The 26,815-nt window shown below is 39.8% G+C and carries 26 protein-coding genes and 2 pseudogenes; 25 read left to right on the plus strand and 3 right to left on the minus strand.

All coding sequences use genetic code 11. The features are described 5' to 3' along the window. Positions 1 to 50: 50 nt before the first annotated feature. From ACG3M1_RS07520 to aph(2'')-Ia, 12 genes and pseudogenes are all read left to right on the plus strand, one after another. Positions 51 to 1,115, plus strand: coding sequence for a MerR family transcriptional regulator (locus tag ACG3M1_RS07520; RefSeq protein ID WP_055201308.1), 1,065 nt, complete (start codon positions 51 to 53; stop codon positions 1,113 to 1,115). A 71-nt stretch (positions 1,116 to 1,186) separates the two neighbouring features. Further along, entirely contained in the window at positions 1,187 to 1,333 is a 147-nt protein-coding gene (locus ACG3M1_RS07525) for a helix-turn-helix domain-containing protein (RefSeq protein WP_022300552.1), read from the plus strand. 351 nt (positions 1,334 to 1,684) lie between these two features. Further along, on the plus strand, positions 1,685 to 2,419 hold the full coding sequence (locus ACG3M1_RS07530; protein ID WP_042741426.1) for a hypothetical protein: 735 nt from the start codon (positions 1,685 to 1,687) through the stop codon (positions 2,417 to 2,419). Between the two features lie 35 nt (positions 2,420 to 2,454). Further along, complete coding sequence (locus ACG3M1_RS07535; RefSeq protein ID WP_004614026.1) at positions 2,455 to 2,763, plus strand: hypothetical protein; 309 nt, start codon at positions 2,455 to 2,457, stop codon at positions 2,761 to 2,763. 487 nt (positions 2,764 to 3,250) lie between these two features. Continuing rightward, a complete protein-coding gene (locus ACG3M1_RS07540) occupies positions 3,251 to 3,715 on the plus strand; it encodes a hypothetical protein (protein ID WP_004614025.1) in 465 nt (154 codons plus the stop codon). Further along, positions 3,715 to 4,206 (plus strand): hypothetical protein, encoded by a 492-nt coding sequence (locus ACG3M1_RS07545; RefSeq protein ID WP_004614024.1) that lies wholly within the window; start codon positions 3,715 to 3,717, stop codon positions 4,204 to 4,206. The genes ACG3M1_RS07540 and ACG3M1_RS07545 overlap by 1 nt, the downstream gene beginning before the upstream one ends. 341 nt (positions 4,207 to 4,547) lie before the next feature. Beyond that, positions 4,548 to 5,714: an XRE family transcriptional regulator gene (locus ACG3M1_RS07550; protein WP_004614023.1), complete on the plus strand. Its 1,167-nt coding sequence runs from the start codon at positions 4,548 to 4,550 to the stop codon at positions 5,712 to 5,714. A 666-nt stretch (positions 5,715 to 6,380) separates the two neighbouring features. Then, positions 6,381 to 6,595: pseudogene (locus ACG3M1_RS07555) on the plus strand (tRNA wybutosine-synthesizing protein 3-like protein). A 111-nt stretch (positions 6,596 to 6,706) separates the two neighbouring features. After that, a pseudogene (locus ACG3M1_RS07560) lies at positions 6,707 to 6,922 on the plus strand (recombinase family protein); the annotation flags it as partial. Positions 6,923 to 7,022: 100 nt separating this feature from the next. Further along, the gene (locus ACG3M1_RS07565; protein ID WP_000195429.1) at positions 7,023 to 8,195 is read left to right on the plus strand and encodes an IS256-like element IS256 family transposase; all 1,173 of its coding nucleotides are present in this window, start codon (positions 7,023 to 7,025) and stop codon (positions 8,193 to 8,195) included. Between the two features lie 56 nt (positions 8,196 to 8,251). Then, positions 8,252 to 8,644 (plus strand): GNAT family N-acetyltransferase, encoded by a 393-nt coding sequence (locus ACG3M1_RS07570; RefSeq protein ID WP_000393259.1) that lies wholly within the window; start codon positions 8,252 to 8,254, stop codon positions 8,642 to 8,644. Further along, the gene (gene aph(2'')-Ia / locus ACG3M1_RS07575) at positions 8,645 to 10,084 is read left to right on the plus strand and encodes an aminoglycoside O-phosphotransferase APH(2'')-Ia (RefSeq protein WP_001028144.1); all 1,440 of its coding nucleotides are present in this window, start codon (positions 8,645 to 8,647) and stop codon (positions 10,082 to 10,084) included. It abuts the gene before it with no gap. A 129-nt stretch (positions 10,085 to 10,213) separates the two neighbouring features. Here the strand turns inward: aph(2'')-Ia and ACG3M1_RS07580 are convergent, their stop codons facing one another. After that, positions 10,214 to 11,386 (minus strand): IS256-like element IS256 family transposase, encoded by a 1,173-nt coding sequence (locus ACG3M1_RS07580; protein ID WP_000195429.1) that lies wholly within the window; start codon positions 11,384 to 11,386, stop codon positions 10,214 to 10,216. A gap of 62 nt (positions 11,387 to 11,448) precedes the next feature. Here ACG3M1_RS07580 and ACG3M1_RS07585 point away from each other — a divergent pair, with 62 nt between their 5' ends. From ACG3M1_RS07585 to ACG3M1_RS07605, 5 genes are all read left to right on the plus strand, one after another. Then, on the plus strand, positions 11,449 to 12,894 hold the full coding sequence (locus ACG3M1_RS07585; protein ID WP_052465179.1) for a recombinase family protein: 1,446 nt from the start codon (positions 11,449 to 11,451) through the stop codon (positions 12,892 to 12,894). 58 nt (positions 12,895 to 12,952) lie between these two features. After that, a complete protein-coding gene (locus ACG3M1_RS07590; RefSeq protein WP_244343705.1) occupies positions 12,953 to 13,615 on the plus strand; it encodes an XRE family transcriptional regulator in 663 nt (220 codons plus the stop codon). After that, on the plus strand, positions 13,612 to 13,887 hold the full coding sequence (locus ACG3M1_RS07595) for a hypothetical protein (RefSeq protein ID WP_055201306.1): 276 nt from the start codon (positions 13,612 to 13,614) through the stop codon (positions 13,885 to 13,887). The genes ACG3M1_RS07590 and ACG3M1_RS07595 overlap by 4 nt, the downstream gene beginning before the upstream one ends. 45 nt (positions 13,888 to 13,932) lie before the next feature. Beyond that, positions 13,933 to 14,550 carry a thermonuclease family protein gene (locus ACG3M1_RS07600; RefSeq protein WP_055201304.1) on the plus strand — a complete coding sequence of 206 codons (618 nt, stop codon included), beginning with the start codon at positions 13,933 to 13,935 and terminating at the stop codon, positions 14,548 to 14,550. A 392-nt stretch (positions 14,551 to 14,942) separates the two neighbouring features. Further along, positions 14,943 to 15,839: a MerR family transcriptional regulator gene (locus ACG3M1_RS07605; protein ID WP_161129277.1), complete on the plus strand. Its 897-nt coding sequence runs from the start codon at positions 14,943 to 14,945 to the stop codon at positions 15,837 to 15,839. A gap of 210 nt (positions 15,840 to 16,049) precedes the next feature. Here the strand turns inward: ACG3M1_RS07605 and ACG3M1_RS07610 are convergent, their stop codons facing one another. Continuing rightward, entirely contained in the window at positions 16,050 to 17,249 is a 1,200-nt protein-coding gene (locus ACG3M1_RS07610) for an FprA family A-type flavoprotein (protein ID WP_395815154.1), read from the minus strand. Positions 17,250 to 17,452: 203 nt separating this feature from the next. Between ACG3M1_RS07610 and nagA the strand changes: the two genes are divergently transcribed. The 6 genes from nagA to ACG3M1_RS07640 all read left to right on the plus strand — a co-directional run bounded on the left by nagA (position 17,453) and on the right by ACG3M1_RS07640 (position 24,670). After that, a complete protein-coding gene (gene nagA / locus ACG3M1_RS07615) occupies positions 17,453 to 18,592 on the plus strand; it encodes an N-acetylglucosamine-6-phosphate deacetylase (protein ID WP_008819164.1) in 1,140 nt (379 codons plus the stop codon). Positions 18,593 to 19,675: 1,083 nt separating this feature from the next. Further along, positions 19,676 to 20,461 carry a Cof-type HAD-IIB family hydrolase gene (locus ACG3M1_RS07620; RefSeq protein WP_008819163.1) on the plus strand — a complete coding sequence of 262 codons (786 nt, stop codon included), beginning with the start codon at positions 19,676 to 19,678 and terminating at the stop codon, positions 20,459 to 20,461. A gap of 79 nt (positions 20,462 to 20,540) precedes the next feature. Next, the gene (locus tag ACG3M1_RS07625; RefSeq protein WP_008819162.1) at positions 20,541 to 21,404 is read left to right on the plus strand and encodes an aldose 1-epimerase family protein; all 864 of its coding nucleotides are present in this window, start codon (positions 20,541 to 20,543) and stop codon (positions 21,402 to 21,404) included. Positions 21,405 to 21,838: 434 nt separating this feature from the next. Then, positions 21,839 to 22,759 (plus strand): aldo/keto reductase, encoded by a 921-nt coding sequence (locus ACG3M1_RS07630; RefSeq protein ID WP_008819161.1) that lies wholly within the window; start codon positions 21,839 to 21,841, stop codon positions 22,757 to 22,759. Positions 22,760 to 22,956: 197 nt separating this feature from the next. Further along, complete coding sequence (gene nagB, locus ACG3M1_RS07635) at positions 22,957 to 23,679, plus strand: glucosamine-6-phosphate deaminase (RefSeq protein ID WP_008819160.1); 723 nt, start codon at positions 22,957 to 22,959, stop codon at positions 23,677 to 23,679. A gap of 133 nt (positions 23,680 to 23,812) precedes the next feature. Next, positions 23,813 to 24,670, plus strand: coding sequence for a Cof-type HAD-IIB family hydrolase (locus tag ACG3M1_RS07640; RefSeq protein WP_002608248.1), 858 nt, complete (start codon positions 23,813 to 23,815; stop codon positions 24,668 to 24,670). 44 nt (positions 24,671 to 24,714) lie between these two features. Here ACG3M1_RS07640 and ybaK read toward each other — a convergent pair whose 3' ends face one another. Next, positions 24,715 to 25,197 (minus strand): Cys-tRNA(Pro) deacylase, encoded by a 483-nt coding sequence (ybaK, locus tag ACG3M1_RS07645; RefSeq protein WP_008819159.1) that lies wholly within the window; start codon positions 25,195 to 25,197, stop codon positions 24,715 to 24,717. Between the two features lie 114 nt (positions 25,198 to 25,311). On the opposite strand from ybaK, the gene ACG3M1_RS07650 reads away from it, so the two are divergent. After that, the gene (locus tag ACG3M1_RS07650; RefSeq protein WP_002608250.1) at positions 25,312 to 26,187 is read left to right on the plus strand and encodes an HAD family hydrolase; all 876 of its coding nucleotides are present in this window, start codon (positions 25,312 to 25,314) and stop codon (positions 26,185 to 26,187) included. 62 nt (positions 26,188 to 26,249) lie between these two features. Then, on the plus strand, positions 26,250 to 26,558 hold the full coding sequence (trxA, locus tag ACG3M1_RS07655; RefSeq protein ID WP_002608251.1) for a thioredoxin: 309 nt from the start codon (positions 26,250 to 26,252) through the stop codon (positions 26,556 to 26,558). Positions 26,559 to 26,815: the final 257 nt, after the last annotated feature.

Here is a 26,815-nt window from a genome sequence, read left to right on the forward strand (position 1 = left end):
CTTGACCTTATCCCTGAGCGAAGGTGTACGATATGCATGAGGTGATACAAATGTATAAGATAAAGGAGCTGGCAGAGCTGTATGGCATCCATACGAATGTGCTGCGATTTTATGAAAAAAAGGGGCTGCTTGCCTCACGGCGGCTCACGAACGGCTATCGTGTCTACGGAGAGGATGAGCGGGCTATATTGCAGAAAATTCTGCTGTATCGCGCAATGAATTTTTCGCTTGCGGATATCAGGGAGCTTTTAAGCAGGGAAAAGGGGAATGCGCAGGAGCTGTATTTCCAACAGCTGCAGCTGTTAAACGCGCACCTGCATGAACTGACAGCGGTACGCGATCATATTTCGCAGGAGTTGAATGCGATGCTGGCAAACACCTATGAGGAGCAGCAGGATCAAAAGGAAATGCAGCGACTGCTGCAGGAATTAAATAAGAACCGGGAATGGAAGGATCGCTGGGATTTTGATTCCTTTGCAAAGGTGTATGATGAGGTCGTGCATATGCCCGCGCCACAGGGACTGCCGTTTTATGAGGCATATGACCATGTACTGGACGAAACTGCAAAGCATGCGCAAATGCATGGCGGCAGGGTTTTGGATGTCGGTTGTGGAACCGGAAATCTGAGCGAGCGCTTAACTGCTGCAGGATTGTCGGTTGAGGGGGTGGATCAGTCATTGGAAATGCTGATTCAGGCAAAGAAGAAGCTGCCGGACATGCTTCTCCATCAGGGAACCTTTCTTTCCCTCCCCTTTGAAAAATGCTCGTTCGATACCATAACAGCGTCCTATGCTTTCCACCACTGTGATGCACAGGAACGGCTTCTCGCCGTTCGCGAAATGAAGCGGGTACTGCGAAGACAGGGGCGCATTGTGATTGCTGATCTCATGTTTGAGCATGCACAGGATCGCATGAAGTATGAGCAGCACTGTACCCCACAGCAGAAAGCAGAGCTGGAGGATGAATATTTTACAACCATTGAGGAGCTGACACACATTTTTTCGGAAGAAGGCTTTATATGCACAAATTATAAGGTTTCTGACATTTTGTGGATTTTTGTGGCTGATTTATTAGAAGAAGACAGGGAATGCAGGAAAAACAAACGCTTTATCTGAAATCTACGATTCGTCGATAGGTGATTTTGCGAAAGCATGATATGATACCTGTATAGAAACGAGGTGCATGTATGCAGCAAAAGGAGATTGGCATGCAGATTTCTGCAGCAAGAAAGAAGTTAAAGTATACACAGCGAGAGCTTGCAGAAAAGCTTGGAGTGAGTGATAAGACAATCAGTAAGTGGGAGCGTGGAGTTTCCCAAACAAAAGGATATTAAGAAATAACCTGTGTTTTCCTGCTTGCGAATAAAAGAATAGTGTGATTAAGTTAGAAATACTGCATAAATGTGCTGGTATCTCTTTTTCGTTGCCTTGAAACAGCAGACTATTTCATTTCTGCTTGATTACTCTAAACTTATCAGGCTGTGGTTTGTCAAGGGCTTGTTGCGTAAGCAATGCTTTGGCACCCTTTACAAATTATGGACGGTAAAGTAGCTTTTCAAAAGCAGAAAAAAGTAGTCTTAAGATTTTGAAATATTGTAGCGGGTAGTGGAAAATGGTATAATGTGAATACAGAGAAACATATAAATTTGTATTTAACAATCAATAAATTGAGAGGGCTTAATCTTATGACTAAACAAAAGAAGGTAATTTGGATAATATTGGGAATAATTATTTTTGTGTTTAGTGTTTTTCTAGGGCTTGGATATTTAGGTCAAATAACAGGTGGAAATAGTTTAATACAAAGAACAGAAATGAACGATAAATATGTTCCGGAAGAAATAACAAAATATTATCCAATAGAAGATTTAAACTCAAAAGAAAGTTTACTTTCTGATAAAAATTATGCAAACTCAATACAGGATGCTCTGTTAAGTGCCTCTATTGAGTTTGAACAAGGCGAAGAATATAAAACACATATTGATAAGATTATAAAGGAGTTTGAAAACGAAAACTATAAAAGTGTTTTGTATATATCAGAAAAAAACGATATAGAGTCAAGTTTGACATTTTCAAAATTCAAAATTAAGGAAGTAGATGGTAAAAAGAGATATGCTCATATTACAAGTGTACATGAGGTTATAAAGAAAGACCGCCCGTATGACAAAGATACGATGTCGTTACTAAAATCACAGTTAGCATTAAGTGATAGATTGCAAGACTTAAATATCAGTCCAGACAATAGTCGCTTTTTATATGGATTTGTACATGATGAAGATATTTACAATACAAAAATAGAAAATAAAAAACCCGATGAAATTATTTATTTTGAACTTTGTGAAAAGCCTTTCTATTTTTGGTATTATGAAAATTTTCAAAGTGATAAATCTGGAAAATCTTTAAGTATAGAAATTGAAAGATAATAATAGAACAATTCCAGGTTGTAGAGGTGATTAGAATGAAGAAACTATATTGCATGAACTGTGGTACTGAAATAAAAGGAGGAATACCTAACGAATGTTCTTGTGGAGCTGAATTTGATTTAGCAGATACAAAAAACATAAAAAGAATAATTACAAGCATTATATTCTTTGTAATATTAATGTCTCCACTGCTTATTCTTATTCACTTTGGCAGACAATATTTACAAGCGTCAATTATTTTATATGCTTTGCTCCTGATTCTAGGTATTTTTTGGTGTCGTATCGTACAAACTATTTTAGTTCGTCTTGGGTTAGTAACTATGACGAACATTGAAATTAAATAACAACAATAACATCTTCACAACTCTACTGAGCAGGAAATCTGAAAAGGTCTCCTGCTTTTTTATACCAAAAAGATTAAAAATCCTATTATCCGCATAAACGCAGGAACTTTAAGCAATATGAATGAAAATACAAAAGAAATTTACCACTAATTTACTACGATTGAAAGAACCTTGATACGACAAAGAAAATAGCATAAAGAAAAGCAAAATGGCATTTCATACAAAATATGAGATGTTTTTTTGTTGCTGTAACACAGCACAATTTGTTCTTTTTTCTGCTTGACTATCTTTCATTTTTTAGAGCATGAATTGTCAAGAGCTTGTTGCGTAAGCAATGCTTGCACTCTTGATAAGGCATGGGATAAAAAATATTTTGACAGATAGCAGAAAAGTAATGACATGTGAGTTCTATAAATGATATAATAAATTATCAGATAAAAAATCAATCGGTTAACAATTTGCAAAGAAATTTCTAGGAGAAAAGAGTATGGGGAGAATAATTATGGTTTTATATATGGAAGCTTTATTGTTATCTGTTCTTACAATATGGTTTTTATATCACATAATAAAAAAGAAAAAAATCTTTCGTTGGGAAAATGCTCCATTGGACATGAGAGATTTTGTAAAGAGAAATGAAAAAAGGATGAATATGATTTCAAATGGTATTATAGGTATCATTTTGATTCCTGCGTTTTTGCGGGTAGTTCTTCCTGCTGTACAGGATTTTCCAAACATAAATTCTGGCAATTATCTTGAAGTAGAGGGAACAGTAACATCTTGGAATTATAGTGATGAAGATAAAAACAAAACAAGAGCTATTGGAATTATGGATAATAAAACTAAAAAAGAAATATTTGTAACTGTTTATAGTAAAGGAATACAAAAGGGGGAATATCTGAGAGTTAGATATTTACCTAATAGTAGATATGGAGAGATTAAGGAGAATAAGTGATGAAAATAATAGGATTATTTTTTATGACATTAGTATTTGGAATAATATCTATGATAACAAGCAAAAAGTATAAATTGCAAGGGGATTTAAAAGAATTATGCTTTCCACCTGTATTTTCTAAAATTTTATATGGGTGTTTCATTATTTCTATGATATGTTCAGTGGTTATTATATATTTATGGCAAGATACTGGTATTACTATTTTGTTTTTGGTTATGGGGATTATTAGTGCTTTTACTGCATGGGCAATCAGTAAATATAAAATAATTATAGAAGAACAGGAATTGATTGTTATTTACCCTATGAAGAAAAGAAAGATTTCAATTACAAAAATAGAATATATTGAAATCAGTACAAGCGGTAGTATAAAAATCATAGTGCAGAACGAGAAAAAAATAAATTTAGATGCAATGCTAATAGGGACTGAGTCTTTTATAGAATACATGAAGAAAAATGGAGTACCTATACAAGAAAATAAAGGAAATGATTAAACAGACGGAGTGATCCAGACACGGTGGCAGGAAAATCTCTCAGATTTTTCTGCCATGTCTTGCAAGTGGCTGGTTCACTTCGTCTGTGAGCGAGCCTGTGGCGAGCGAAGATTAAGCCCCCGTTATCTAACAGGGGGGTACTATTACAAAAGACAAGAGCAAAAACAAATACAAAACTGCTGATATGCAACGATTTATAAGGTTATAAGAACTTATTTCACTTCACACCCTATTTTTTCTACCCGACAGGTCTAAAACAGCATATCAATAGAAAATAAATATAAGATACAAGGTGTATGCTCCTATGAGTATATGCCTTTTTTTGATTGGAGGAATAAAGCATGAATGATATAAAATTTATTGAAACATTAAAGCAAAAGAGAAATGCCTGTGATTACTCGCAATCACGACTGGCACAGGAACTACAAATCAGCAGGCAGAACTTAAATGAAATTGAAAACGGAAAAACAAAAGCCAGTAAAGAAATGAAACATATACTTTTGCATTATCTTGATTATTGTAATTGTACTCAGCCTTTCACTTTAACGATTGACTATCTGCGTGTTCGTTTTCCTACCACAGACGCATTGGAAATTATAAAAAATATACTGGCAATGAAGAGCGAATATTTTATCCATGAAGATTATGGAATGTATGGTTATGAAGAACAGTATGTCTATGGGGATATTAGTGTAAATGCTTCTAAAGATAGTTCTATGGGTGTTTTATTGGAATTAAGAGGTATGGGGTGTCGGAACTTGGAATATGTTTTACAGGCAAGAGGGATAGACTGGTATTGCTTTTTAAGCTGTTGTATAGATTATCAAGGTGTTTTTAAACGCATAGATTTGGCAGTCAATGATATGGGTGGATTGCTGGATATAGAAATTCTAAGAGAACGCTATTATGCCAACAAGGTATGGAAACGTTCAAGAACCCATGAAGCAGTAGACAGCGGAAAATTATCGGGTACAAATGGAGATACTGCAAAAACTTTTTATATCGGTTCAAAGAATAGTTCTATCTACTTTTGCCTATATGAAAAAGAAAAGGAACAAAAAAGCAAAGGCATAAAAACAGACATTAAGAACCGCTTTGAAATTCGTTTGAAAAATGAAAAAGCAGGACAAACGATAGAACAATTTGTTTTTTCAAGAAATCCCGAACAGACCATAGCGAACCTTATTCTCACACAGATAGATTTTCCCGATTATATTTTATGGGATATATTTTTAGATAATGTAATGACTTCACTTCCATTTGTTATGACACCTGTCGCAGTCAATATGGATAAAACAAAACGCTGGTTAGAAAGACAGGTAATGCCCTCTTTATTGATGATAAAAGAGATTGAAAAGAAAACAGGGGCAAATTATCTGGAAGAAATCGACAGACATACAAGACTAACAGAAAAGCAGGAATTAAAAATCAAACAAATGACAACAGACATAGCAGATATGATTGAGAAAGATACCGCTGTTCCACAAGGGAATGACGGTATTTTTTAATTTCTTCAAAAAATCTGCAACAAAACGGTTACTTGCGTACAGATATGGTGCAAGGAAAGGAAATCTGACTTTTTTTGAAAACAGGTCATTAAATCGGTGGTTGCTGTCCCTATATGATGTGAAAGAAGAAACGATTTTCAATTTCAACTTAACAATCCGTAGTTTCCGTTCCCTATATGGAGCAAAGAAAATCTTTCATTCCATAGTTGGTAGTAATAGTGTTGCATGGGTAGTTAGGGTGTGAAAAGAAAATCAGATTTTTTCATCACCAACTTAGCAGAATGACACTTTCTTTCCCTATATGGTGCAGGAAAAGAGAAAAGTTTTGAAGATTGGTTACGCTTCTGCTCTTTTCCAACGCGGTATATTAGGAAAGACGATTTTCTTCTTTCATGTTCTTTGACAACTGAATAAAGCAATTTAATACGTTTGACAGACAGCGAGCCGTTGAAACAGATACGCCATGACCTTTTCCCTGCTAAAGTGAGCGAGCCTTATCTGTGTTCCTGTAAGAAACTTGTCCTTTCCTACCGCCATGACCTGTCCTGTCTGATAATGATACTCCCGTACAGCCACAGCTTGAGCGTTCAGAGCGTCGCACGCAATGGGTACGGCTACATAAGAACTATGCAGAGGTGGAACTCCTGTGGGCTATGACAAAAGCCGTTGAATTGCTTAGAAAAGATTTTTACAGAAAGGGGGTATGTGTTATTGCTGATATTGTAAAAACAAGGCAGGAAAAGACAGATAATAAGCGTGGCATTGGCAACAGAGGAAAAACAAAGATTGTTGTAAAAGAGCATTTTTCCGAAAAGGGAAAGACAATGGAAGAACTTCTGACGGATGTTATGCTGGAAAAAGCAAAGCAGACAATCGCATAAAATCGGTGCAGTTGTAAGAAATAGATTGAATGACAAAAAGTACCCGTGTTATACTTTACTTGCAAGCAGGTATTGTAAACACGGGTTAGTTATAAAGGAGGATAACTGACAATGAAACAACAGATTTACAATACTGCACTTTATCTTAGGTTAAGCCGAGATGATGAATTACAGGGCGAAAGTTCCAGCATTACCACACAAAGAAGTATGTTGCGTCTATATGCAAAAGAACATCATTTGAATGTGATTGATGAGTATATTGATGACGGCTGGTCGGGAACAAATTTTGAAAGACCGAGTTTCCAGAGAATGATTGAAGATATAGAGATAAAGTCCGTATAATTGTGTAAAAGTAAAAAGGCCATATAACAGTCCTTTTACGGTACAATGTTTTTAACGACAAAAACATACCCAGGAGGACTTTTACATGACCCAAGTACATTTTACACTGAAAAGCGAAGAGATTCAAAGCATTATTGAATATTCTGTAAAGGATGACGTTTCTAAAAATATTTTAACAACGGTATTTAATCAACTAATGGAAAATCAACGAACAGAATATATTCAAGCAAAAGAATATGAACGAACAGAAAACCGACAAAGTCAACGAAATGGCTATTATGAGCGCAGCTTTACGACACGTGTAGGCACGCTAGAATTAAAAGTACCCAGAACACGTGATGGCCATTTTTCACCCACAGTGTTTGAACGTTATCAACGAAACGAAAAAGCCCTCATGGCTTCAATGTTGGAAATGTATGTATCAGGCGTTTCAACTCGTAAAGTATCAAAAATTGTGGAAGAACTTTGTGGTAAATCCGTCTCTAAGTCCTTCGTTTCTAGCTTAACAGAACAGCTAGAACCTATGGTTAACGAGTGGCAGAATCGTTTATTATCAGAAAAAAATTATCCTTACTTAATGACCGATGTACTCTATATAAAAGTACGAGAAGAAAATCGAGTACTCTCAAAAAGCTGTCATATAGCGATTGGAATAACCAAAGATGGCGACCGTGAAATTATCGGCTTCATGATTCAAAGTGGCGAAAGCGAAGAGACCTGGACAACATTTTTTGAATACCTAAAAGAACGCGGTTTACAAGGTACGGAACTCGTTATTTCTGATGCGCACAAAGGATTAGTCTCTGCCATTAGAAAATCCTTCACCAACGTAAGTTGGCAAAGATGCCAAGTTCACTTCCTAAGAAATATCTTTACCACCATTCCTAAAAAAAATTCAAAATCTTTCAGAGAAGCTGTTAAAGGAATTTTTAAGTTCACAGATATTAACTTAGCGCGTGAGGCTAAAAATCGATTGATTCATGATTATATCGATCAACCAAAATATTCAAAAGCTTGCGCATCATTGGATGATGGATTCGAAGACGCCTTTCAATATACCGTACAAGGAAATTCCCACAATCGACTAAAGAGTACCAATCTAATTGAACGACTGAATCAAGAAGTACGCAGAAGAGAAAAGATTATTCGCATCTTCCCCAATCAAACATCAGCCAATCGCTTAATTGGAGCCGTTCTTATGGACCTACATGATGAATGGATTTATTCTTCAAGAAAATACATCAATTTTGATAAGTAGAAATGGTAAAAACATTGTATAGCATTTTACACAGGAGTCTGGACTTGACTGAGTTTATGGAAGAAGTTTTAATTGATGATAATATGGTTTTTGATATTGATAATTTAAAAGGATTTCTTAATGATACCAGTTCATTTGGGTTTATAGCTAAAGAAAATAATAAAATTATAGGATTTGCATATTGCTATACACTTTTAAGACCTGATGGAAAAACAATGTTTTATTTACACTCAATAGGAATGTTACCTAACTATCAAGACAAAGGTTATGGTTCAAAATTATTATCTTTTATTAAGGAATATTCTAAAGAGATTGGTTGTTCTGAAATGTTTTTAATAACTGATAAAGGTAATCCTAGAGCTTGCCATGTATATGAAAAATTAGGTGGTAAAAATGATTATAAAGATGAAATAGTATATGTATATGATTATGAAAAAGGTGATAAATAAATGAATATAGTTGAAAATGAAATATGTATAAGAACTTTAATAGATGATGATTTTCCTTTGATGTTAAAATGGTTAACTGATGAAAGAGTATTAGAATTTTATGGTGGTAGAGATAAAAAATATACATTAGAATCATTAAAAAAACATTATACAGAGCCTTGGGAAGATGAAGTTTTTAGAGTAATTATTGAATATAACAATGTTCCTATTGGATATGGACAAATATATAAAATGTATGATGAGTTATATACTGATTATCATTATCCAAAAACTGATGAGATAGTCTATGGTATGGATCAATTTATAGGAGAGCCAAATTATTGGAGTAAAGGAATTGGTACAAGATATATTAAATTGATTTTTGAATTTTTGAAAAAAGAAAGAAATGCTAATGCAGTTATTTTAGACCCTCATAAAAATAATCCAAGAGCAATAAGGGCATACCAAAAATCTGGTTTTAGAATTATTGAAGATTTGCCAGAACATGAATTACACGAGGGCAAAAAAGAAGATTGTTATTTAATGGAATATAGATATGATGATAATGCCACAAATGTTAAGGCAATGAAATATTTAATTGAGCATTACTTTGATAATTTCAAAGTAGATAGTATTGAAATAATCGGTAGTGGTTATGATAGTGTGGCATATTTAGTTAATAATGAATACATTTTTAAAACAAAATTTAGTACTAATAAGAAAAAAGGTTATGCAAAAGAAAAAGCAATATATAATTTTTTAAATACAAATTTAGAAACTAATGTAAAAATTCCTAATATTGAATATTCGTATATTAGTGATGAATTATCTATACTAGGTTATAAAGAAATTAAAGGAACTTTTTTAACACCAGAAATTTATTCTACTATGTCAGAAGAAGAACAAAATTTGTTAAAACGAGATATTGCCAGTTTTTTAAGACAAATGCACGGTTTAGATTATACAGATATTAGTGAATGTACTATTGATAATAAACAAAATGTATTAGAAGAGTATATATTGTTGCGTGAAACTATTTATAATGATTTAACTGATATAGAAAAAGATTATATAGAAAGTTTTATGGAAAGACTAAATGCAACAACAGTTTTTGAGGGTAAAAAGTGTTTATGCCATAATGATTTTAGTTGTAATCATCTATTGTTAGATGGCAATAATAGATTAACTGGAATAATTGATTTTGGAGATTCTGGAATTATAGATGAATATTGTGATTTTATATACTTACTTGAAGATAGTGAAGAAGAAATAGGAACAAATTTTGGAGAAGATATATTAAGAATGTATGGAAATATAGATATTGAGAAAGCAAAAGAATATCAAGATATAGTTGAAGAATATTATCCTATTGAAACTATTGTTTATGGAATTAAAAATATTAAACAGGAATTTATCGAAAATGGTAGAAAAGAAATTTATAAAAGGACTTATAAAGATTGATTATATAATATATGAAAAGCTATTATAAAAGACATTAGTATTAAATAGTTTAAAAAAATGAAAAATAATAAAGGAAGTGAGTCAAGTCCAGACTCCTGTGTAAAATGCTATACAATGTTTTTACCATTTCTACTTATCAAAATTGATGTATTTTCTTGAAGAATAAATCCATTCATCATGTAGGTCCATAAGAACGGCTCCAATTAAGCGATTGGCTGATGTTTGATTGGGGAAGATGCGAATAATCTTTTCTCTTCTGCGTACTTCTTGATTCAGTCGTTCAATTAGATTGGTACTCTTTAGTCGATTGTGGGAATTTCCTTGTACGGTATATTGAAAGGCGTCTTCGAATCCATCATCCAATGATGCGCAAGCTTTTGAATATTTTGGTTGATCGATATAATCATGAATCAATCGATTTTTAGCCTCACGCGCTAAGTTAATATCTGTGAACTTAAAAATTCCTTTAACAGCTTCTCTGAAAGATTTTGAATTTTTTTTAGGAATGGTGGTAAAGATATTTCTTAGGAAGTGAACTTGGCATCTTTGCCAACTTACGTTGGTGAAGGATTTTCTAATGGCAGAGACTAATCCTTTGTGCGCATCAGAAATAACGAGTTCCGTACCTTGTAAACCGCGTTCTTTTAGGTATTCAAAAAATGTTGTCCAGGTCTCTTCGCTTTCGCCACTTTGAATCATGAAGCCGATAATTTCACGGTCGCCATCTTTGGTTATTCCAATCGCTATATGACAGCTTTTTGAGAGTACTCGATTTTCTTCTCGTACTTTTATATAGAGTACATCGGTCATTAAGTAAGGATAATTTTTTTCTGATAATAAACGATTCTGCCACTCGTTAACCATAGGTTCTAGCTGTTCTGTTAAGCTAGAAACGAAGGACTTAGAGACGGATTTACCACAAAGTTCTTCCACAATTTTTGATACTTTACGAGTTGAAACGCCTGATACATACATTTCCAACATTGAAGCCATGAGGGCTTTTTCGTTTCGTTGATAACGTTCAAACACTGTGGGTGAAAAATGGCCATCACGTGTTCTGGGTACTTTTAATTCTAGCGTGCCTACACGTGTCGTAAAGCTGCGCTCATAATAGCCATTTCGTTGACTTTGTCGGTTTTCTGTTCGTTCATATTCTTTTGCTTGAATATATTCTGTTCGTTGATTTTCCATTAGTTGATTAAATACCGTTGTTAAAATATTTTTAGAAACGTCATCCTTTACAGAATATTCAATAATGCTTTGAATCTCTTCGCTTTTCAGTGTAAAATGTACTTGGGTCATGTAAAAGTCCTCCTGGGTATGTTTTTGTCGTTAAAAACATTGTACCGTAAAAGGACTGTTATATGGCCTTTTTACTTTTACACAATTATACGGACTTTATCGATATAGAGGCAGGAAAAATCAACTGTGTTGTAACGAAAGACCTTTCCCGACTTGGCAGAAATTATATTATGACAGGACAATATACAGAATTGTATTTTCCCAGCCATAATGTCCGTTACATAGCGATTGACGACGGTGTAGACAGCGAAAAAGGCGAAAGTGAGATTGCACCATTTAAGAATATCATCAATGAATGGGTGGCAAGAGATACAAGCCGTAAAGTGAAATCTGCATTTAAGACAAAATTTGCAGAGGGTGCGTATTATGGGGCTTATGCTCCGTTAGGATATAAGAAACACCCCGACATCAAAGGAAAACTGCTGGTTGATGAGGAAACAAAATGGATTGTTGAAAAAATCTTCTCCCTAGCCTATCAAGGTTACGGTAGTGCCAAAATCACAAAGGTACTGCGAGAAGAAAAAGTTCCGACAGCGTCTTGGCTGAATTTTACAAGGTATGGTACTTTTGCACATATCTTTGAGGGAAAGCCCGACAGCAAGCGTTATGAATGGACGATTGCTCATGTTAAGGCAATTTTAAAAAGTGAAGTCTATATCGGCAACAGCGTTCATAATCGACAGTCAACTATTTCTTTCAAAAGCAAGAAGAAAGTACGAAAACCCGAAAGTGAATGGTTTCGAGTAGAAAACACGCATGAGCCGATTATTGACAAAGAAGTATTCTATCGTGTGCAGGAACAGATAAAATCAAGGCGTAGACAGACAAAGGAAAAAGCAACGCCGATATTTGCAGGGCTTGTCAAGTGTGCGGATTGTGGCTGGTCTATGCGGTTTGCGACAAATAAGGCAAATAAAACGCCTTACAGTTATTATGCTTGCAGTTACTACGGACAGTTTGGAAAAGGTACTTGTTCTATGCACTATATCCGTTATGATGTGTTGTATCAAGCAGTATTGGAACGATTGCAATATTGGACTAAGGCAGTACAGCAGGACGAAGAAAAGGTGGTGAATAAGATACAAAAGGCTGGCAATGCAGAGCGAATACGGGCAAAGAAGAAAAAGGCAAGTGCTTTGAAGAAAGCCGAGAACCGACAAAATGAGATTGACCGCTTGTTTGCGAAAATGTATGAAGATAGAGCCTGTGAGAAGATAACGGAACGAAACTTCATCATGCTGTCGGGGAAATATCAAAAGGAGCAGATAGAACTGGAACAGCAGATAACCAACCTAAGAGAAGAATTAAGTAAAATGGAACAGGATATGATAGGTGCTGAAAAGTGGATTGAGTTAATCAAGGAGTATTCCGTACCAAAGGAACTGACAGCACCGTTATTAAATGCAATGATAGAAAAAATCCTTATTCACGAAGCAACAACGAATGAGGACAATGAAAGAATACAGGAAATAGAGATATACTACCGATTTATTGGAAAAGTAGACTGATAAATAGGGTTCATATCTTTAACTAAGGGAAACTGGCGCAGGCTATCCGGACATTTCCTTGCTTCTGCCGCTGTGCAGGGAGCTTGGCATAGAGGTTTCCCAGCTGCTCGGGGATGAGGAAACGGATACGCAAAAGCAGGGAAATGAAAAAAATCTAAAGAATCTTGCAGATTATGCTGTTTTGAAGGTGAAGGAAAACAGGGAACGTATTCAGCGATGGATTTGGATTATGCTCAGTGCACTTGCTGTGTTGTCCATCGGCATCTGCCTGTTGTGCAATTATGTTCTGGAGGGAGCGATCAGCTGGGCATGGATTGCTGCTGTGTCTGTCATATATGGGTGGATGATTCTTACGGCTTTGCTTATGTCACATCGCTATTTGATCGAAAAAACGATGCTGGTGGGAATGGTGATGCTGTTTCCTTATCTGTATTGCCTGTCGCTGCAGCTTCCGATTTCAAATTTTCTTCCCCTGACCTGGACAATCGCTGCCGCTGCTGATGTATTTGCGGTTCTTATCTATCTCGTATTGCTGCACAGCCGCATATCCTTATGGTTCAAGCTGGCAATCATTGTCATTCTGTCCGGCTTCTTTAATTCCTTTGTGCAGTGGCTGACAGAAGGGGGACTAAGTCAGATGCTGCTGCAGCTGTTTGGAAATCTTTTTGCAGCTGTGATTTTAGCAATTGTGGGAATCTATGCAAGGAGGCATGCAAAATGAACCCTGTTGAAAAAATGAATGAATTACAGAGACATGTAGATGCAGTAAATCATAGCGTTATGAAAAAGCGGGAACAGCTTATGAAGCCCACGAAGAAACAGATGGAGATATCTGTTCTTGTATCTGCGGGAGGCAGTGTTGTCTTTCTGATCGTGGCCGGCGTAGTATACTTTGTATATCATCTGCATCTGCAGGCAGCATCATGTACTGCCATAGCGGGCCTGCTGTTGCTGAATGCCGGAATTATGAAAAATAAAAAAAGCAAGTCTTGAGAACGACATAATTTTCATTATAATATAACTCATGGAGAGGATATTATGAAGAAAATTATGTTTTTTTGTCTGCTGGCACTTATGGCAGCACTGCCCGTACAGGCAAATACAAGAGAGGAAGTTGAATTTAGCAAATGTACAGATGGAGACACCGCACATTTTAAAATCAATGGCAAGGATACGACAGTACGATTTCTGGCAATCAATGCGCCTGAATATACCAAAACCAAAGAGCCCTATGGCAAAGAGGCAAGCGCTTATGTGTGTGATGCCTTGAAATCTGCGGAAACGATCGAGCTGGAATATGATGACGGCAGTGATAAGCTGGATAAATACGGACGCACACTGGCATGGGTGTATGCGGATGATGTCCTGCTGCAAAAGGAGCTTGTAAAGAAGGGACTGGCAGAGGTGAAGTATCTGTATGGTGATTATGCATATACGAAGGAGCTGCAGACGCTGGAGAAAGAAGCAAAAAAAGAGAAGCTGAATATGTGGAGCGATGGATTGGCTGCTGAAGAGGAACAAAATGAAACGATACAGTATGTATTGGGAGCTGCAGGCGGTGTTATCTTAATTGTTTTCGGGCTGTTCTTTGCAAAGGGCAAGCGCAATAAACAGCGCTATATCCGCAAGGGAGTAAAGCAGCTGCGCAGGAAATAAAAGAAAATGTACGCCTTCATGTGGGAAAGGCGGTAACTGCTGTTAAAGCTTCTTTATGGCATACAAGCTAAGCTGCAAAGAAAAAACGTGCAGAAAAGGCGCATTTTCTTTGCAGGTTCCAGGGATTTGCTGGCAAGGAGTGCTTGGCAGGTCTCATGCTTTTATCTGAACGACAGCTTTGCCATATGGGAAGGTGACTGCAATGCTTATATACAGATAGCTACTGCGTATCAAAAGCCGTGGGATAGCTTTTCGCCTTCGTTATGAAAACGGCAGTGCAGAGGGTGTGCGCATTACAAGCACTGCTTTCGCATGATATGAAACAGAAATGTGGCTGTTTCTATTGACCTGTACGCCGCGTACAGGTATATGGTTTAGCTGGAGGTGATCTCATGAAATTACAGGAGGTGGCACAGCAGGTACAAATGACCAAGCGGGCTATCAAGTATTATGAGGAAAAGGGACTGCTGCAGGTGGAAAAGGATGAAAACGGTTATCGCCGATATACCGAAGAGCATATAGCTGTTCTGCAACAGATTCAGGTTTATCGAAAGCTGGGGATGGAGCTGTCCGCCATTCAACGTATTTTGCATGATTCGCAGGTGGAGCAAGAGGAGCTGCAGCGGCTTGAAGAACAGATGCAGAGACATCTGGAGCAGCAGTCGGCACAGCTGGAGGCAGTGCGCCAAATGCTGGCAGGCACAAAGGATTACCGGGTGCTGCAGGAGCAGCTTGATTATCAAACGATAGCGGCAGCTATTCAGGAAATGATACCGGGCTTTTATGGCAAGCTCTTTCTATATCATTTTCTGCCGTATCTGCAGATTCCCATCACGACGCAGGAGCAGCGGGATGCCTATCAGGCAATTCTCACATTCTGGGATACAACCGACCTGAAGATGCCGCTGTCTATGAGAATTGTTACATTTCTAACGGGGTTTCTGCAAAATCAGCAGGCCGCGGCTATACAGGCAAGGCTGGATGCACAGCTGAAAAGGCTACTGGAACCGAATGCAAAGCAGTACGCGCAAATGAAAAAGGCGGTTCTCCATCAGTATCGGGTTCAGAAATATTGTCTGCTTCGCTACCTGCCTTCCTCAATCAGTAAACGACACTGGATGATGGAGCTGCAAAGAAGCGGTTACAATGATATATTCCTGCCGAATATGGAGAAACTGAGTCCAGCCTATCGGGAATATCGAAATGCCCTTTATGCAATCAATGATAGGATTTGTTCAGAGCTGAATCTGGGCTATGATGAATATTTTCATCTCGTGAAAAAATCATAAAGCTCTTTTTATCGGTGCTTGAAATCAGCGCCATCCATAAGAAACAGGGAGTATCAGGCAGGTGGTACGCTATTGTTGTGCTATGTTTTTAGAAACGTACTGCGTGCTACAGCGTATATGTTAACGTACAAGCACTCCTGCATAAAAAAACAAGGCATTTTGCGTGCCTTGCTTTTCATGTATATGCTTACTGGCAGAGCTGAATCAAACCTACATCGCCTTGATTTCTTCAGCAATCTGTTTACCAAGCTCCATCAGTGTGTCCAAATCCGCTTCACTCGGCGTGTAATTCTGTGAAACGACCTCATCATTCAGCAGTGTGATTCCTGCCTTTCCCAGGCGGGCATTGATTTCCTTTGTGACAAGATTTGCCCAGCCATAGGAACCAAAGCCAAGGCCCTTTTTATTCTTCACCTTGCAGGTGATGAGCTTTTCCAGAAAAGCCGCAATGCTTCCCGCCATGGCATTGTTGTAATTCCCGCTTCCAACCAGAACCGCCTTGGCATCCAGCAGCTCCTTTTGTATGATTGCGGGGGAGGTCATTGAGCATTTGAAGATTTTTACACAGATTCCGTTTCTTCCCATACCCTCAGCGAGCGCCTCAGCCATCATCTGTGTATGCTTCCAGACACTTTCATATACGATGACCGCCTTATCAACCGCCTTGAAGGTCGCAAAATCTTCATATGCCTGAAACAGCTCCGGCAGGTAGCTTCTCCAGATAATACCATGTGCCGGGGCAATCATATCAATGTCAAGATTCATATCCTGAATCTGCTTTAGCTTATTGGCAACCTGCATACCATACGGCATCACGATATTTGCATAGTAATCCTTTGCGCGATCAATACACTTGGCAGCACCATGTGCATCATCAAAGATATCATAGCTTGCAATGTGCTGTCCGAACGCATCATTGGAGAATACAATTTTCTGCTCTGCGACATAGGTCAGCATATTATCCGGCCAGTGAATCATCGGCATTTCCACAAACGTAAGCGTATAGCGCCCGGTGGACAAGGTATCACCGGTTTTCACCCTTTGAAAATCATAGCTTTTGAAATACTGCTTCAACATGATGCCCACACCGGCATTGCTGGCATACGGTCTGGCATTGGGATAATCCTTCATAAATTTCAGGAAGCCTCCGGAATGATCCGGCTCTGCATGCTGTACGATAACATTGTCAATGGTTCGCTCACCGATTACCGAACGAATGCGCTCCATCATCGTATCATAGAATTCTTCCTCAACAGTATCGATCAGTGTCACCTGCTCATCGACAATCAGATAGGAATTATAGGTCGTCCCTTCTGCGATCGGAAACAGATCACCGTGAAAATGACGGCAATTGAAATCATGAACACCGACCCAGTACATATTTTCTTTCATTTGTATTGCTTGTTTCATTTCCTTCACCTCTGGCTTCTATTTTAATATGATATAAGGAGGATGTCCACTTATTTAATTTTTTTATTCACAAATTAAATAAGTGACATTATTTGCAGTTTTTAGCAGAAACGGTACACGAATTGAAAATTAAGTTGCAAACCCGTTTAAATTAAAAGATTCGGGTAGTATAATAAAGATATCAATAAAGGAGGAGCTATTTCATGATTATTCAAAGTAAGAGAATATGGGTACTCGGTCAATTCATCGAAGCCCAGCTGGAGCTGGAGGATGGAAAAATCAAAAATGTTCTGGCTTATGGCGCTAAACCGGCTGACAAGGACTATGGTGAAAGACGAATTGTACCTGGATTCATTGACGTTCATACACATGGTGCCTATGGCTTTGACACCAATGATGCAGAAGAAGAAGGCTTGCGAAACTGGATGAAACACATTCCCGAGGAGGGTGTTACCGGAATCTGTCCTACCACAATCACACAGACAGAGGAGGTACTTACCAAGGCAGTGAAAAATGTCGCAAAGGTCGTAGCGGATGGCTATGAGGGAGCGGAAATCCTCGGTATCCATTTTGAAGGACCGTATCTGGATATGGTATACAAGGGAGCACAGCCGGAGCAGTGCATTGTAAAACCGGATGTTGAGCAGTTCAAACGGTATCAGAAGGCTGCCGACGGGCTGATTAAAATTATTACAATGGCTACCGAGCGTGACGAGGATTTCGAACTGACAAGATACTGTGCAGCAAACGATGTTCGCGTAAGCATCGGACATTCTGCGGCAACGATTGAGGAAGCAGGTATGGCAATTGCCAACGGAGCAACGTCCATGACGCATATCTTTAACGGTATGACACCGTTCCATCACCGCAAGCCGGGTCTGGTAGGAGCTGCTATGCGTTTCCGTGATACCTTCGGTGAGGTTATCTGTGATGGAAATCACTCTACACCGGATGCATTAAACGATTTGTTCATGGCGAAGGGAAGAGATTATACCATCATGATTACGGATGCGTTAATGGTAAAAGGTCTGCCGGTCGGGACAAAGGTTCTCTTCGGTGGAAATGAAATTGAGCTGTATCCGGATGGCAGTGCACATCTGACCGACGCAAAGAGTCTTGCGGGCTCTACCCTGAAGGTCAATGAGGGCTTGAAGGTGCTTGTTGAAAAGGCGATGATTCCTTGGGATTATGCAATCAACTCCTGTACGCTGAATCCGGCAAGATATCTGAATGTGGATGATCGCAAAGGTAAGCTTGTGGCTGGCTATGATGCAGATATCGTTGTACTGAATGATGATTACTCCGTCGAAATGACCTACGTAAGAGGAAAAGAAGCATTCTAATCATAATAGAAACCAGATGGGAATCCGCAGGATTCCCTTTCTTCAGCATTTTTACGGCAATGCTCACATAATTTGGGGTGAGCTTTGCTGAATTACACATAATTTACCATGATCTATACATAATATATTGATAGACATTTTGTATACTATAGGCAAGCAAGAGGTATCTTGCTTGTATGAACGATTTCCCCCAAAATTATTTCATACTTTCTCCCTTTCAAAATAATAATTATCATATACAGAGAAGATGCTTCCCCCAAGGCATCTTTTTTGTTAACCAAAGAAAACGCACAGATACCTGATGATTCATACGTTTGCACAGGGAGTCATGAAATATAACCAAATGCATGCTGTTGCCATAAGCCTTATGCGTCCCTTACCGGAGGGATAGCTGTAGCACAGATCAGGTCTTCCCGGGAAAGTGCTCGATACCGTTATTCAAGTATGATTGAAAATGAAAGGCAAATTAGTAAAAAAATCAAAGCAGGAACTGCTTCACTGATGGAAATAAACGGGAGGACATTCTCAGGTGGATGAAATAGATTAAAAATGATGATTACCGATTTGCCGATGCATGCATTCCACATAATTTACCATGATCTATACATAATATATTGATAGACGTTTTGTATACTATCAGCAGGCAGGAGGTATCCTGCCTGTATGAACGATTTCCCCCAACAGTATTTCATACTTTCTCCCTTTCAAAATACTAATTACCATATACAGAAAAGGTGCTTCCCCCAAGGCACCTTTTTTGTTGGCAAATCCGTGAGAATTTCACATTTATCTTTCTACAGCCCTTTTTTGCATGTGCTTCACATAATTTGGGTTCAGGCACTTGAAAGAACACACATTTTTACAAGTTCTCTACATAATTAAAATATAACTTTCCGGTATACTGTAAGCATGCAGGAGGAATCCTGCAGATATGAATTTTTCCCCTCAGAAAATTTTTCATACTTTTCCTTTCTATTAAATAAATAATAAGCAACAGCAAAAGGAGCACTTCCCCAGGTGCTTCTTTTGTTTTATCCCTTTATCATGCTATAATGATAAGCGTTATGAAATGAGGGATTGTATATGAAACATATAAAAGCTTTATTTTTTGATGTGGACAATACGCTGTATACGCATCGTATTCATGATTTTCCTGCAACCACCCGTCAGACGCTGAACCGCCTGAAGGAAAACGGATACCGTATCGGTATCGCTACAAGCCGGTGTCGCTATGAGGTCCGTAATCTTCCGGCCTTTTTTCGGGATTTTGCATTTGATGCTGCAATCTTTGATGGGGGAGCACTCATCATGGGCAAAGAGGAGACTGTCACCAGCTTTCCCCTGTTACAGGAGCAGGTGGAGCGGCTCATCCGCTACTGTGAACAAAGGCACATACCTGTGCGGTACTCCACCTTTGACAATGACTGTCTGACAACACCTTGTCCTCACAATATCCGTGATGAGTTTTTCAAGCTGTATCTGAATATGCCCGTTGTAAAGCCCTATGAGCAGGAAACAGTGTTTAATATGCTTGCCTATCCGCAAAACGGGGAACAGCGTGAGGAAATCATTGCGCTCATGAGGGATGCCTTTATTGTAACGCATTCCTCCAATACGTTGGAAATCACAGCGGAAAACGTAGATAAAAGCAAAGGGGTAGAGGCGATGGCTGCACATTGGGATATTCCGGTTGAACAGATCGCATGCTTTGGTGACGGTGCCAATGATGTGGGGATGCTGCAGGCCGCAGGCATCGGCATTGCTATGGGGAATGCCAATCCTAAAGCAAAGGCGGCAGCGGATTATGTCTGCGGTTCCATTGACGAGGATGGACTATATCACTTCTGTAAAGAGATGGAATGGATATAGGAGAAGTCCTGCAGTTTCTGGAGAATCTGCTTTTTGTTGTGCTATAATAGACATGAACAACTGAGAGAGGAGAGGCAGTATGAAATTAACAAATAATCGTTATGAGGTGACCTTCACTGCGAAGGGTGGAGAAATCAAAAGCTTTACCGATCTGGAAACCGGCATTCAGTATATGTGGCAGGGACATCCGGATTATTGGACAGGGAAAAATCCAGGTCTGTTTCCTCTGGTAGGCAATACGCTGGATGGCACCTATGAAATGGATGGCAAAACATATGCAATGAAAAATCACGGTCTGGTTCGCTATGCGACGCTCGACTGTGTATGCGATGACGGAAAAGAGGTCGTCATGGCATTTGACAGCAGTGCGGAAACAAAAGCGCAGTACCCCTTCGATTTTCATTATGAGGTAGGCTATGCACTGCAGGATGATACCCTTACGGTAACCTATCGTATCACGAACACCGGAGAACGGGACATGCCGTTTACATTCGGTCTGCACCCCGGCTTCAATTGTCCGTTGTGCGAGGGAGAGGCGTTTGAGGACTATACCATGCGTTTTTCGAATCCGGAGAAGCTGAAGCAGCTGGTGTTTGATCCTGAAAAGAAGAAACCGTATACGCTGGAGGATGTGGAGCTGCAGACGATACCTTGCAGCTATGAGGAAATCGAGAAATATGCGACGCTGATCTATCAGGGGATGAAAAGCTCCTATCTGACATTATCCGGACCGAACAACCACGGTGTGCGCATTTCCATCAGCGGCTATCCGTATCTGGCAATCTGGACAGCGAAAAAGAATGCGCCGTTTATCTGTCTGGAGCCGTGGTACGGCCATGCGGACTTTTCAAGGGTGGAGGAAGACTTCTCCCATCGTGAGGGAATGATGACACTTTCCGCAGGAAAAACATTCACAACCGCATATACAATTCAGGTATTTTAAAAAAACAGGGATATGCAGAAAGCGTGCTTCCTAAGTCGGATATGGGATAGGAGGAAGGCTCTTTGCATATCCTTTTTCATGCCGTGGCAGTAGCGATTTTCATGCGGTGATGAAAAACCTACAGACTGTTTTAATTACCCTGCTCCTTGCAGAACAGATATCATGCTGCGGATGAAGGACAGAAAGATCCAGTTGTGCGTTCATACACAGGGGCTGCTTCCGGCAATTGAGATTTCAAGGGCTTGGCAGGCACTGGGAGCCCTTTTCTGAATTCAGCTGGCAAAGTACAGAATCAGGAATGAAATGGTATCCGCGTTAATGCTCTGCTTCCTATGCAATAAGAATTCCATTGCTGAAAAAAGCTGTTTCCTGTATTCACGTACAGGAAAAAGAAGTATAATGAAGGCAACTGATAAAGAGGAGGAAGCTAACATATGAAAAGCATAAGCATTGCAGGTACACAGGCACCGGCTATCATACAGGGCTGTATGCGTATTGATGCCATGAGCGTAAACGAGTTGGAGGAACTGATTCATCAGGATCTAAAGCTCGGTATCAATTTCTTTGACCATGCGGATATCTATGGAAAAGGAGTCTGTGAGGAGCTGTTTGGTAAGGTATTGAAGGCACAGCCTTCTTTAAGAAAGGATATGCTCATTCAGTCAAAATGCGGTATCCATCGCAGTGAAACAACACATTATGATTTTTCCAGAGACTACATACTTCGCTGTGTGGATGCTTCTCTAGAGCGTCTGCAATGTGGATATCTCGATTATCTGCTGCTGCATCGTCCGGATGCCCTGATGGATCCGCTGGAGGTAGCACAGGCCTTTGATGCATTGTATACCTCAGGAAAAGTGAAGCATTTCGGCGTCAGTAATCACAATCCCTATCAGATTGAGCTGCTGAAAAAATACAGCAGGCAGCCGATTGAAATCAATCAGATGCAGCTGAGTGTCATGCATACACCGATGATTGATGCCGGTGTCAATGTCAATACCTTTGACCAGCGCGGTATTGACCGTGATAACGGTACACTGGATTATTGCAGACTGCAGGATATTACAATACAGTGCTGGTCACCGTTTCAGTATGGCATGTTTGAAGGTGTGTTCCTCGATAATCCGAAATTTCCCGAGGTGAATGCACGGATTCAGGCACTAGCAAAGAAATATCAGGTCAGCAGCAGTGCGATTGCGGCAGCATGGCTGCTCCGCCATCCGGCTCAAATGCAGGTGATTCTGGGCTCTGTCAATACCGCGCGCATCGAAGGGATTGTACAAGCCTGTGACATTACGCTGACCAGAGAGGAATGGTATTCCATCTATGTTGCAGCCGGAAATCTGTTGCCATAGGAACCGGGATCTGAACTGCAGAGGCAAAACAAACGCCGGCATGGAAAAAAGCGGCTACCATCTGTAATCGTATATGGAATGCAAGAAGCCGGTGCTCAGCGATCGGCTGGAAGTACAGGATATGTATGTTCTGACATTGAAAACATGCTTTTAAAATGGTATGATATTACTGTGTAATATCAGGAGGAGAAAAGAAAATGAAAGTTATTGTAGTGAAAGATTACGATGCAGTAAGCAAAGAAGCATTTGCTGTTATGAAGGAAGTTGTCACAAACAAAAAGGATGCTGTTTTAGGTCTTGCAACAGGCTCCAGTCCAATTGGATTGTACAAGAACATGATTCAGGATCATAAGGACAATGGAACAAGCTATGCACAGTGCCAGTCTTTCAATCTGGATGAATATGTTGGAATCGACAGAAATCACCCGGAATCCTACTGGACATTCATGCATGAAAACCTGTTTAAGGGTATTGACTTACCGGAAGACAAGATTCATGTACCTTATGGAAGTACGAAGGAAGACTGTGAAGGCTATGAAAAGGCTATGGAAAATGTCAGCGTGGATGTACAGGTTCTGGGAATCGGCGGAAACGGACATATCGGATTTAATGAGCCGGGTACACCGTTTACAGAGGAAACGCATATCGTTGAGCTGACAGAAAAAACACGTTCTGATAATGCGCGTTTCTTTGATAATGATATCAATCAGGTGCCGACACATGCAATTACAATGGGAATTGCGACCATCATGAAGGCAAAGAAAATCCTGCTTGTCGCATCCGGCGCAAACAAGGCAGATGCTGTTGCAGCTATGGTCAACGGACCGGTTGATCCGGCATGTCCTGCAAGCGTATTGCAGAATCATGAAGATGTTGTCGTTGTTGTTGATGAGGCAGCAGCTGCTAAATTAGCGAAATAAAATAAAGGGACGGACATTTCAATAGAGATGTCCGTTTTCTTTACGGTTGGCAGAGCTTCTTTACAGGGATTTCAGGTTTACTTTTTTTCTATATTCGCTATAATAGGGTTGATAAAGAAAGTAGAGGTAGAACATGGCGATAAAACTGATAGCACTGGATCTGGATGGAACGCTGCTGACCACGCAGAAGACAATTGATGAGGAAACCAAAAAACGTCTGATCAAGGCACAGGAGATGGGGATTTCCATAACGATAGCTACCGGACGGGATAAGGGTGGTATTGATTTTGTATATGAGCCCTTGGAGCTTGAGCACAGAGGTGATAATTTTGTTGCAGGGGTTAACGGACAGATTATTTATGATTTTCATAAAAAGGAATATTATGTGGATAAGGTGCTGGACGGCAATGACGCAAAGAAAGTGATGGCACTGGGAATGAAATATAATTTTGAGGTCATCAGCTGCTGCGGATATGATTTCTATGATTTGATATCCAAGCGTCTGAAGGCAATGAAAAAGGTGCGCAGTGTCGTGTTTGGGCGGCCGATGGATTACGGGTTTAATCAGGGAAAGCGAAATTTCATTCCACTGGAGGATGCAGACTATGAAATTACACAGGATGTGAATAAGTTTGTACTGATACAGACGGCCTCCTTTTTCAAGAAGCACCTGCCGCATCTTCGTAGGGAATTGAAGGATTATGACTTGCTGGAGGTTGGTCCTGCCTGGATTGAGGTTATGCCGAAGGGGGTATCCAAGGCGAGTGCGCTGTTGCGTATTGGAAAGAAGCTGGGAATCTCCACAGAGGAAATGATGGCGTTTGGAGATGCGGAAAATGATATGGAAATGATCAAAACCGTGAAGTACGGCATCGCTATGGGAAATGCTATGGATTCCTTGAAACAGGCAGCATGGGATGTCACCGATACCAATGATCAGATGGGAATCGCGAAGGCGCTGGATAAATATGTATTTACATCAGGGGAGTAAGCTCTCCTTTTTTATGAAAAAAGCTGCCATGGAGCATGACAGCATTAAGCTTCACTGATGAGATCTGCTGTTTCCGCATGAATCAGCTTTAACAGTTCATCCGGCTGCATTTTGATCTGAACACCGATTTTCCCGCCACTGAACATTATGGTAGGATGCCCTGTACAGCTTTCGTGTACAAAGGTGCGGAATTGCTTCTTCATACCGATGGGGGAGCATCCCCCACGGACGTAGCCTGTAATCTTGTTAATATCCTTCACATGAATCATTTCCACGGATTTTACACCGGCAGCCTTTGCGCATTTCTTCAGATGCAGCTCATGTGCAACAGGAATTACGAAGACGATATATTCCTTCGTGTTCGCAACCGTTACCAGTGTTTTGAAAACCTGCTCCGGATTCTCTTCCAGCTGCTTTGCTACATCAAGACCTGCAACAGCCTCTTTTCCATGTGCATAGCTCAGCACTTCATAGGACAGCTGCTTGCTGTCCAGAATACGCATGGCATTCGTTTTCTGTATTTTCATTGCAGTACCTCCCCATTGTGCATTTAGTATAGCACTCTTTTTTTTCTTCTTCCAGTATGATTTTACTTCTGAAGATATTCATTGTATAATCCTATTCATAAGGGGCGTGATAGTATGATACAAATGATTGTAATGGATATGGATGGAACACTGCTGACAAGCGATAACAGGATTTCCTCCAGAACCAAGGAGCTGCTGCTGCGTGTGCAGAAGCAGGGGGTACGTCTTGTACTGGCCAGCGGAAGAAGCTATTGCAAGCTTATGGAATATGCCGAAGAGCTGCATATGGATGCCTATGGAGGCTATTTACTGGAGGTCAACGGTTTAATTCTGTATGATCTTGCGAGTGGAAAACGTCATATCCGCAAGCAGATGGGACGCAGTGAAATGGAAGAGCTTTTTACATATTTCCGGCAATGGGATGTTGAAATTATGGCACAGTTTGATGACGGACTGTTTGATTATAATCCGGAAAGTGTCTTAAAGGAAAAAGCGGAATATCGCAAAAAGCACAAGCTTAGTGATGATTACCCGTGGACGGGAGGTGCCTTTGCACTTCTGGCGGATAACCGAAAGGGCTACCCGAAGATTCATTATATCAATACGTGGGAAGAAATTGACCGCAGTATCAACAAGGTGAGTGTTGCCTACCATGAGGATGTCATGGCTGAAGTAAGTGCGCAGGCAAAAAGAGATTTGCAGGATCGTTACTGGCTGGGACTGACAACACCGAAATGGCTGGAGCTGATGCCGCTGGGGATTACAAAGGGAAGCGGTCTGACAGCACTGGCGGAAATGCTGGATATTCCCATGCATGATGTGATGGCATTCGGTGATGGCGAAAATGATATTGAAATGCTGCAGGCGGCAGGTATCGGTATTGCGATGGGGAATGCGATGCCTGAGGTTAAGGCAGCAGCGGATGAGGTTAGTAGCGGCAACAATGAGGATGGAATTGCGGAGGCATTGCAGAAATATTTCACAGTATGAGCATTTTCGTGCATGTTTTTGGCAGAATGTGCTATACTGTGGATAGTCGGAGGTACGAGATTATGAAAGTTATAAATAAAGCAGAATTTGAACAAATAACAAAAGAGGGTGTAGTCCTGGTAGATTTCTTTGCGACCTGGTGCGGGCCATGCAAAATGCTGGCTCCGGTACTGGAGGAGCTGGCAGAGGATATGAAGGGCAAAGCGGAAATAGTCAAGGTTGATGTTGATCAGGAAGGTGATCTGGCAATGAAGTTTGGTATCATGTCGGTTCCTACCATGATCGTATTCAAGAACGGAGAAGCAGTAAAGCAGATTTCCGGCTATCAGCCAAAGACACAGCTTGCAAATATACTGAATCAGCTGCTGTAAAAGAATCAGACCACTGTTGAGTATCTGTGATAATGAGCTGAAATAAGAGGTTTTTCATTCCATGGTGCAGATCATGAATGAGAAATCTTTTTTTTGTCTGCAGCAGAGATAGGATATGGGAAGCATGTTCAATTCCAGGGAATAGGGGAGGTATTTCATCACTTCATACGTTCCTGCGCGTCGCACTACCCTTTCTTGAACAGGTCTGTAATAAACAGTTTCATAGGAAGCTGTCGGAGATTTCATTGACTTTCCTT

The sequence above is a fragment of the Clostridium sp. 10cd* genome (genome assembly GCF_044336395.1).
In the GTDB taxonomy this organism is placed as follows: domain Bacteria; phylum Bacillota_I; class Bacilli_A; order Erysipelotrichales; family Erysipelotrichaceae; genus Clostridium_AQ; species Clostridium_AQ innocuum.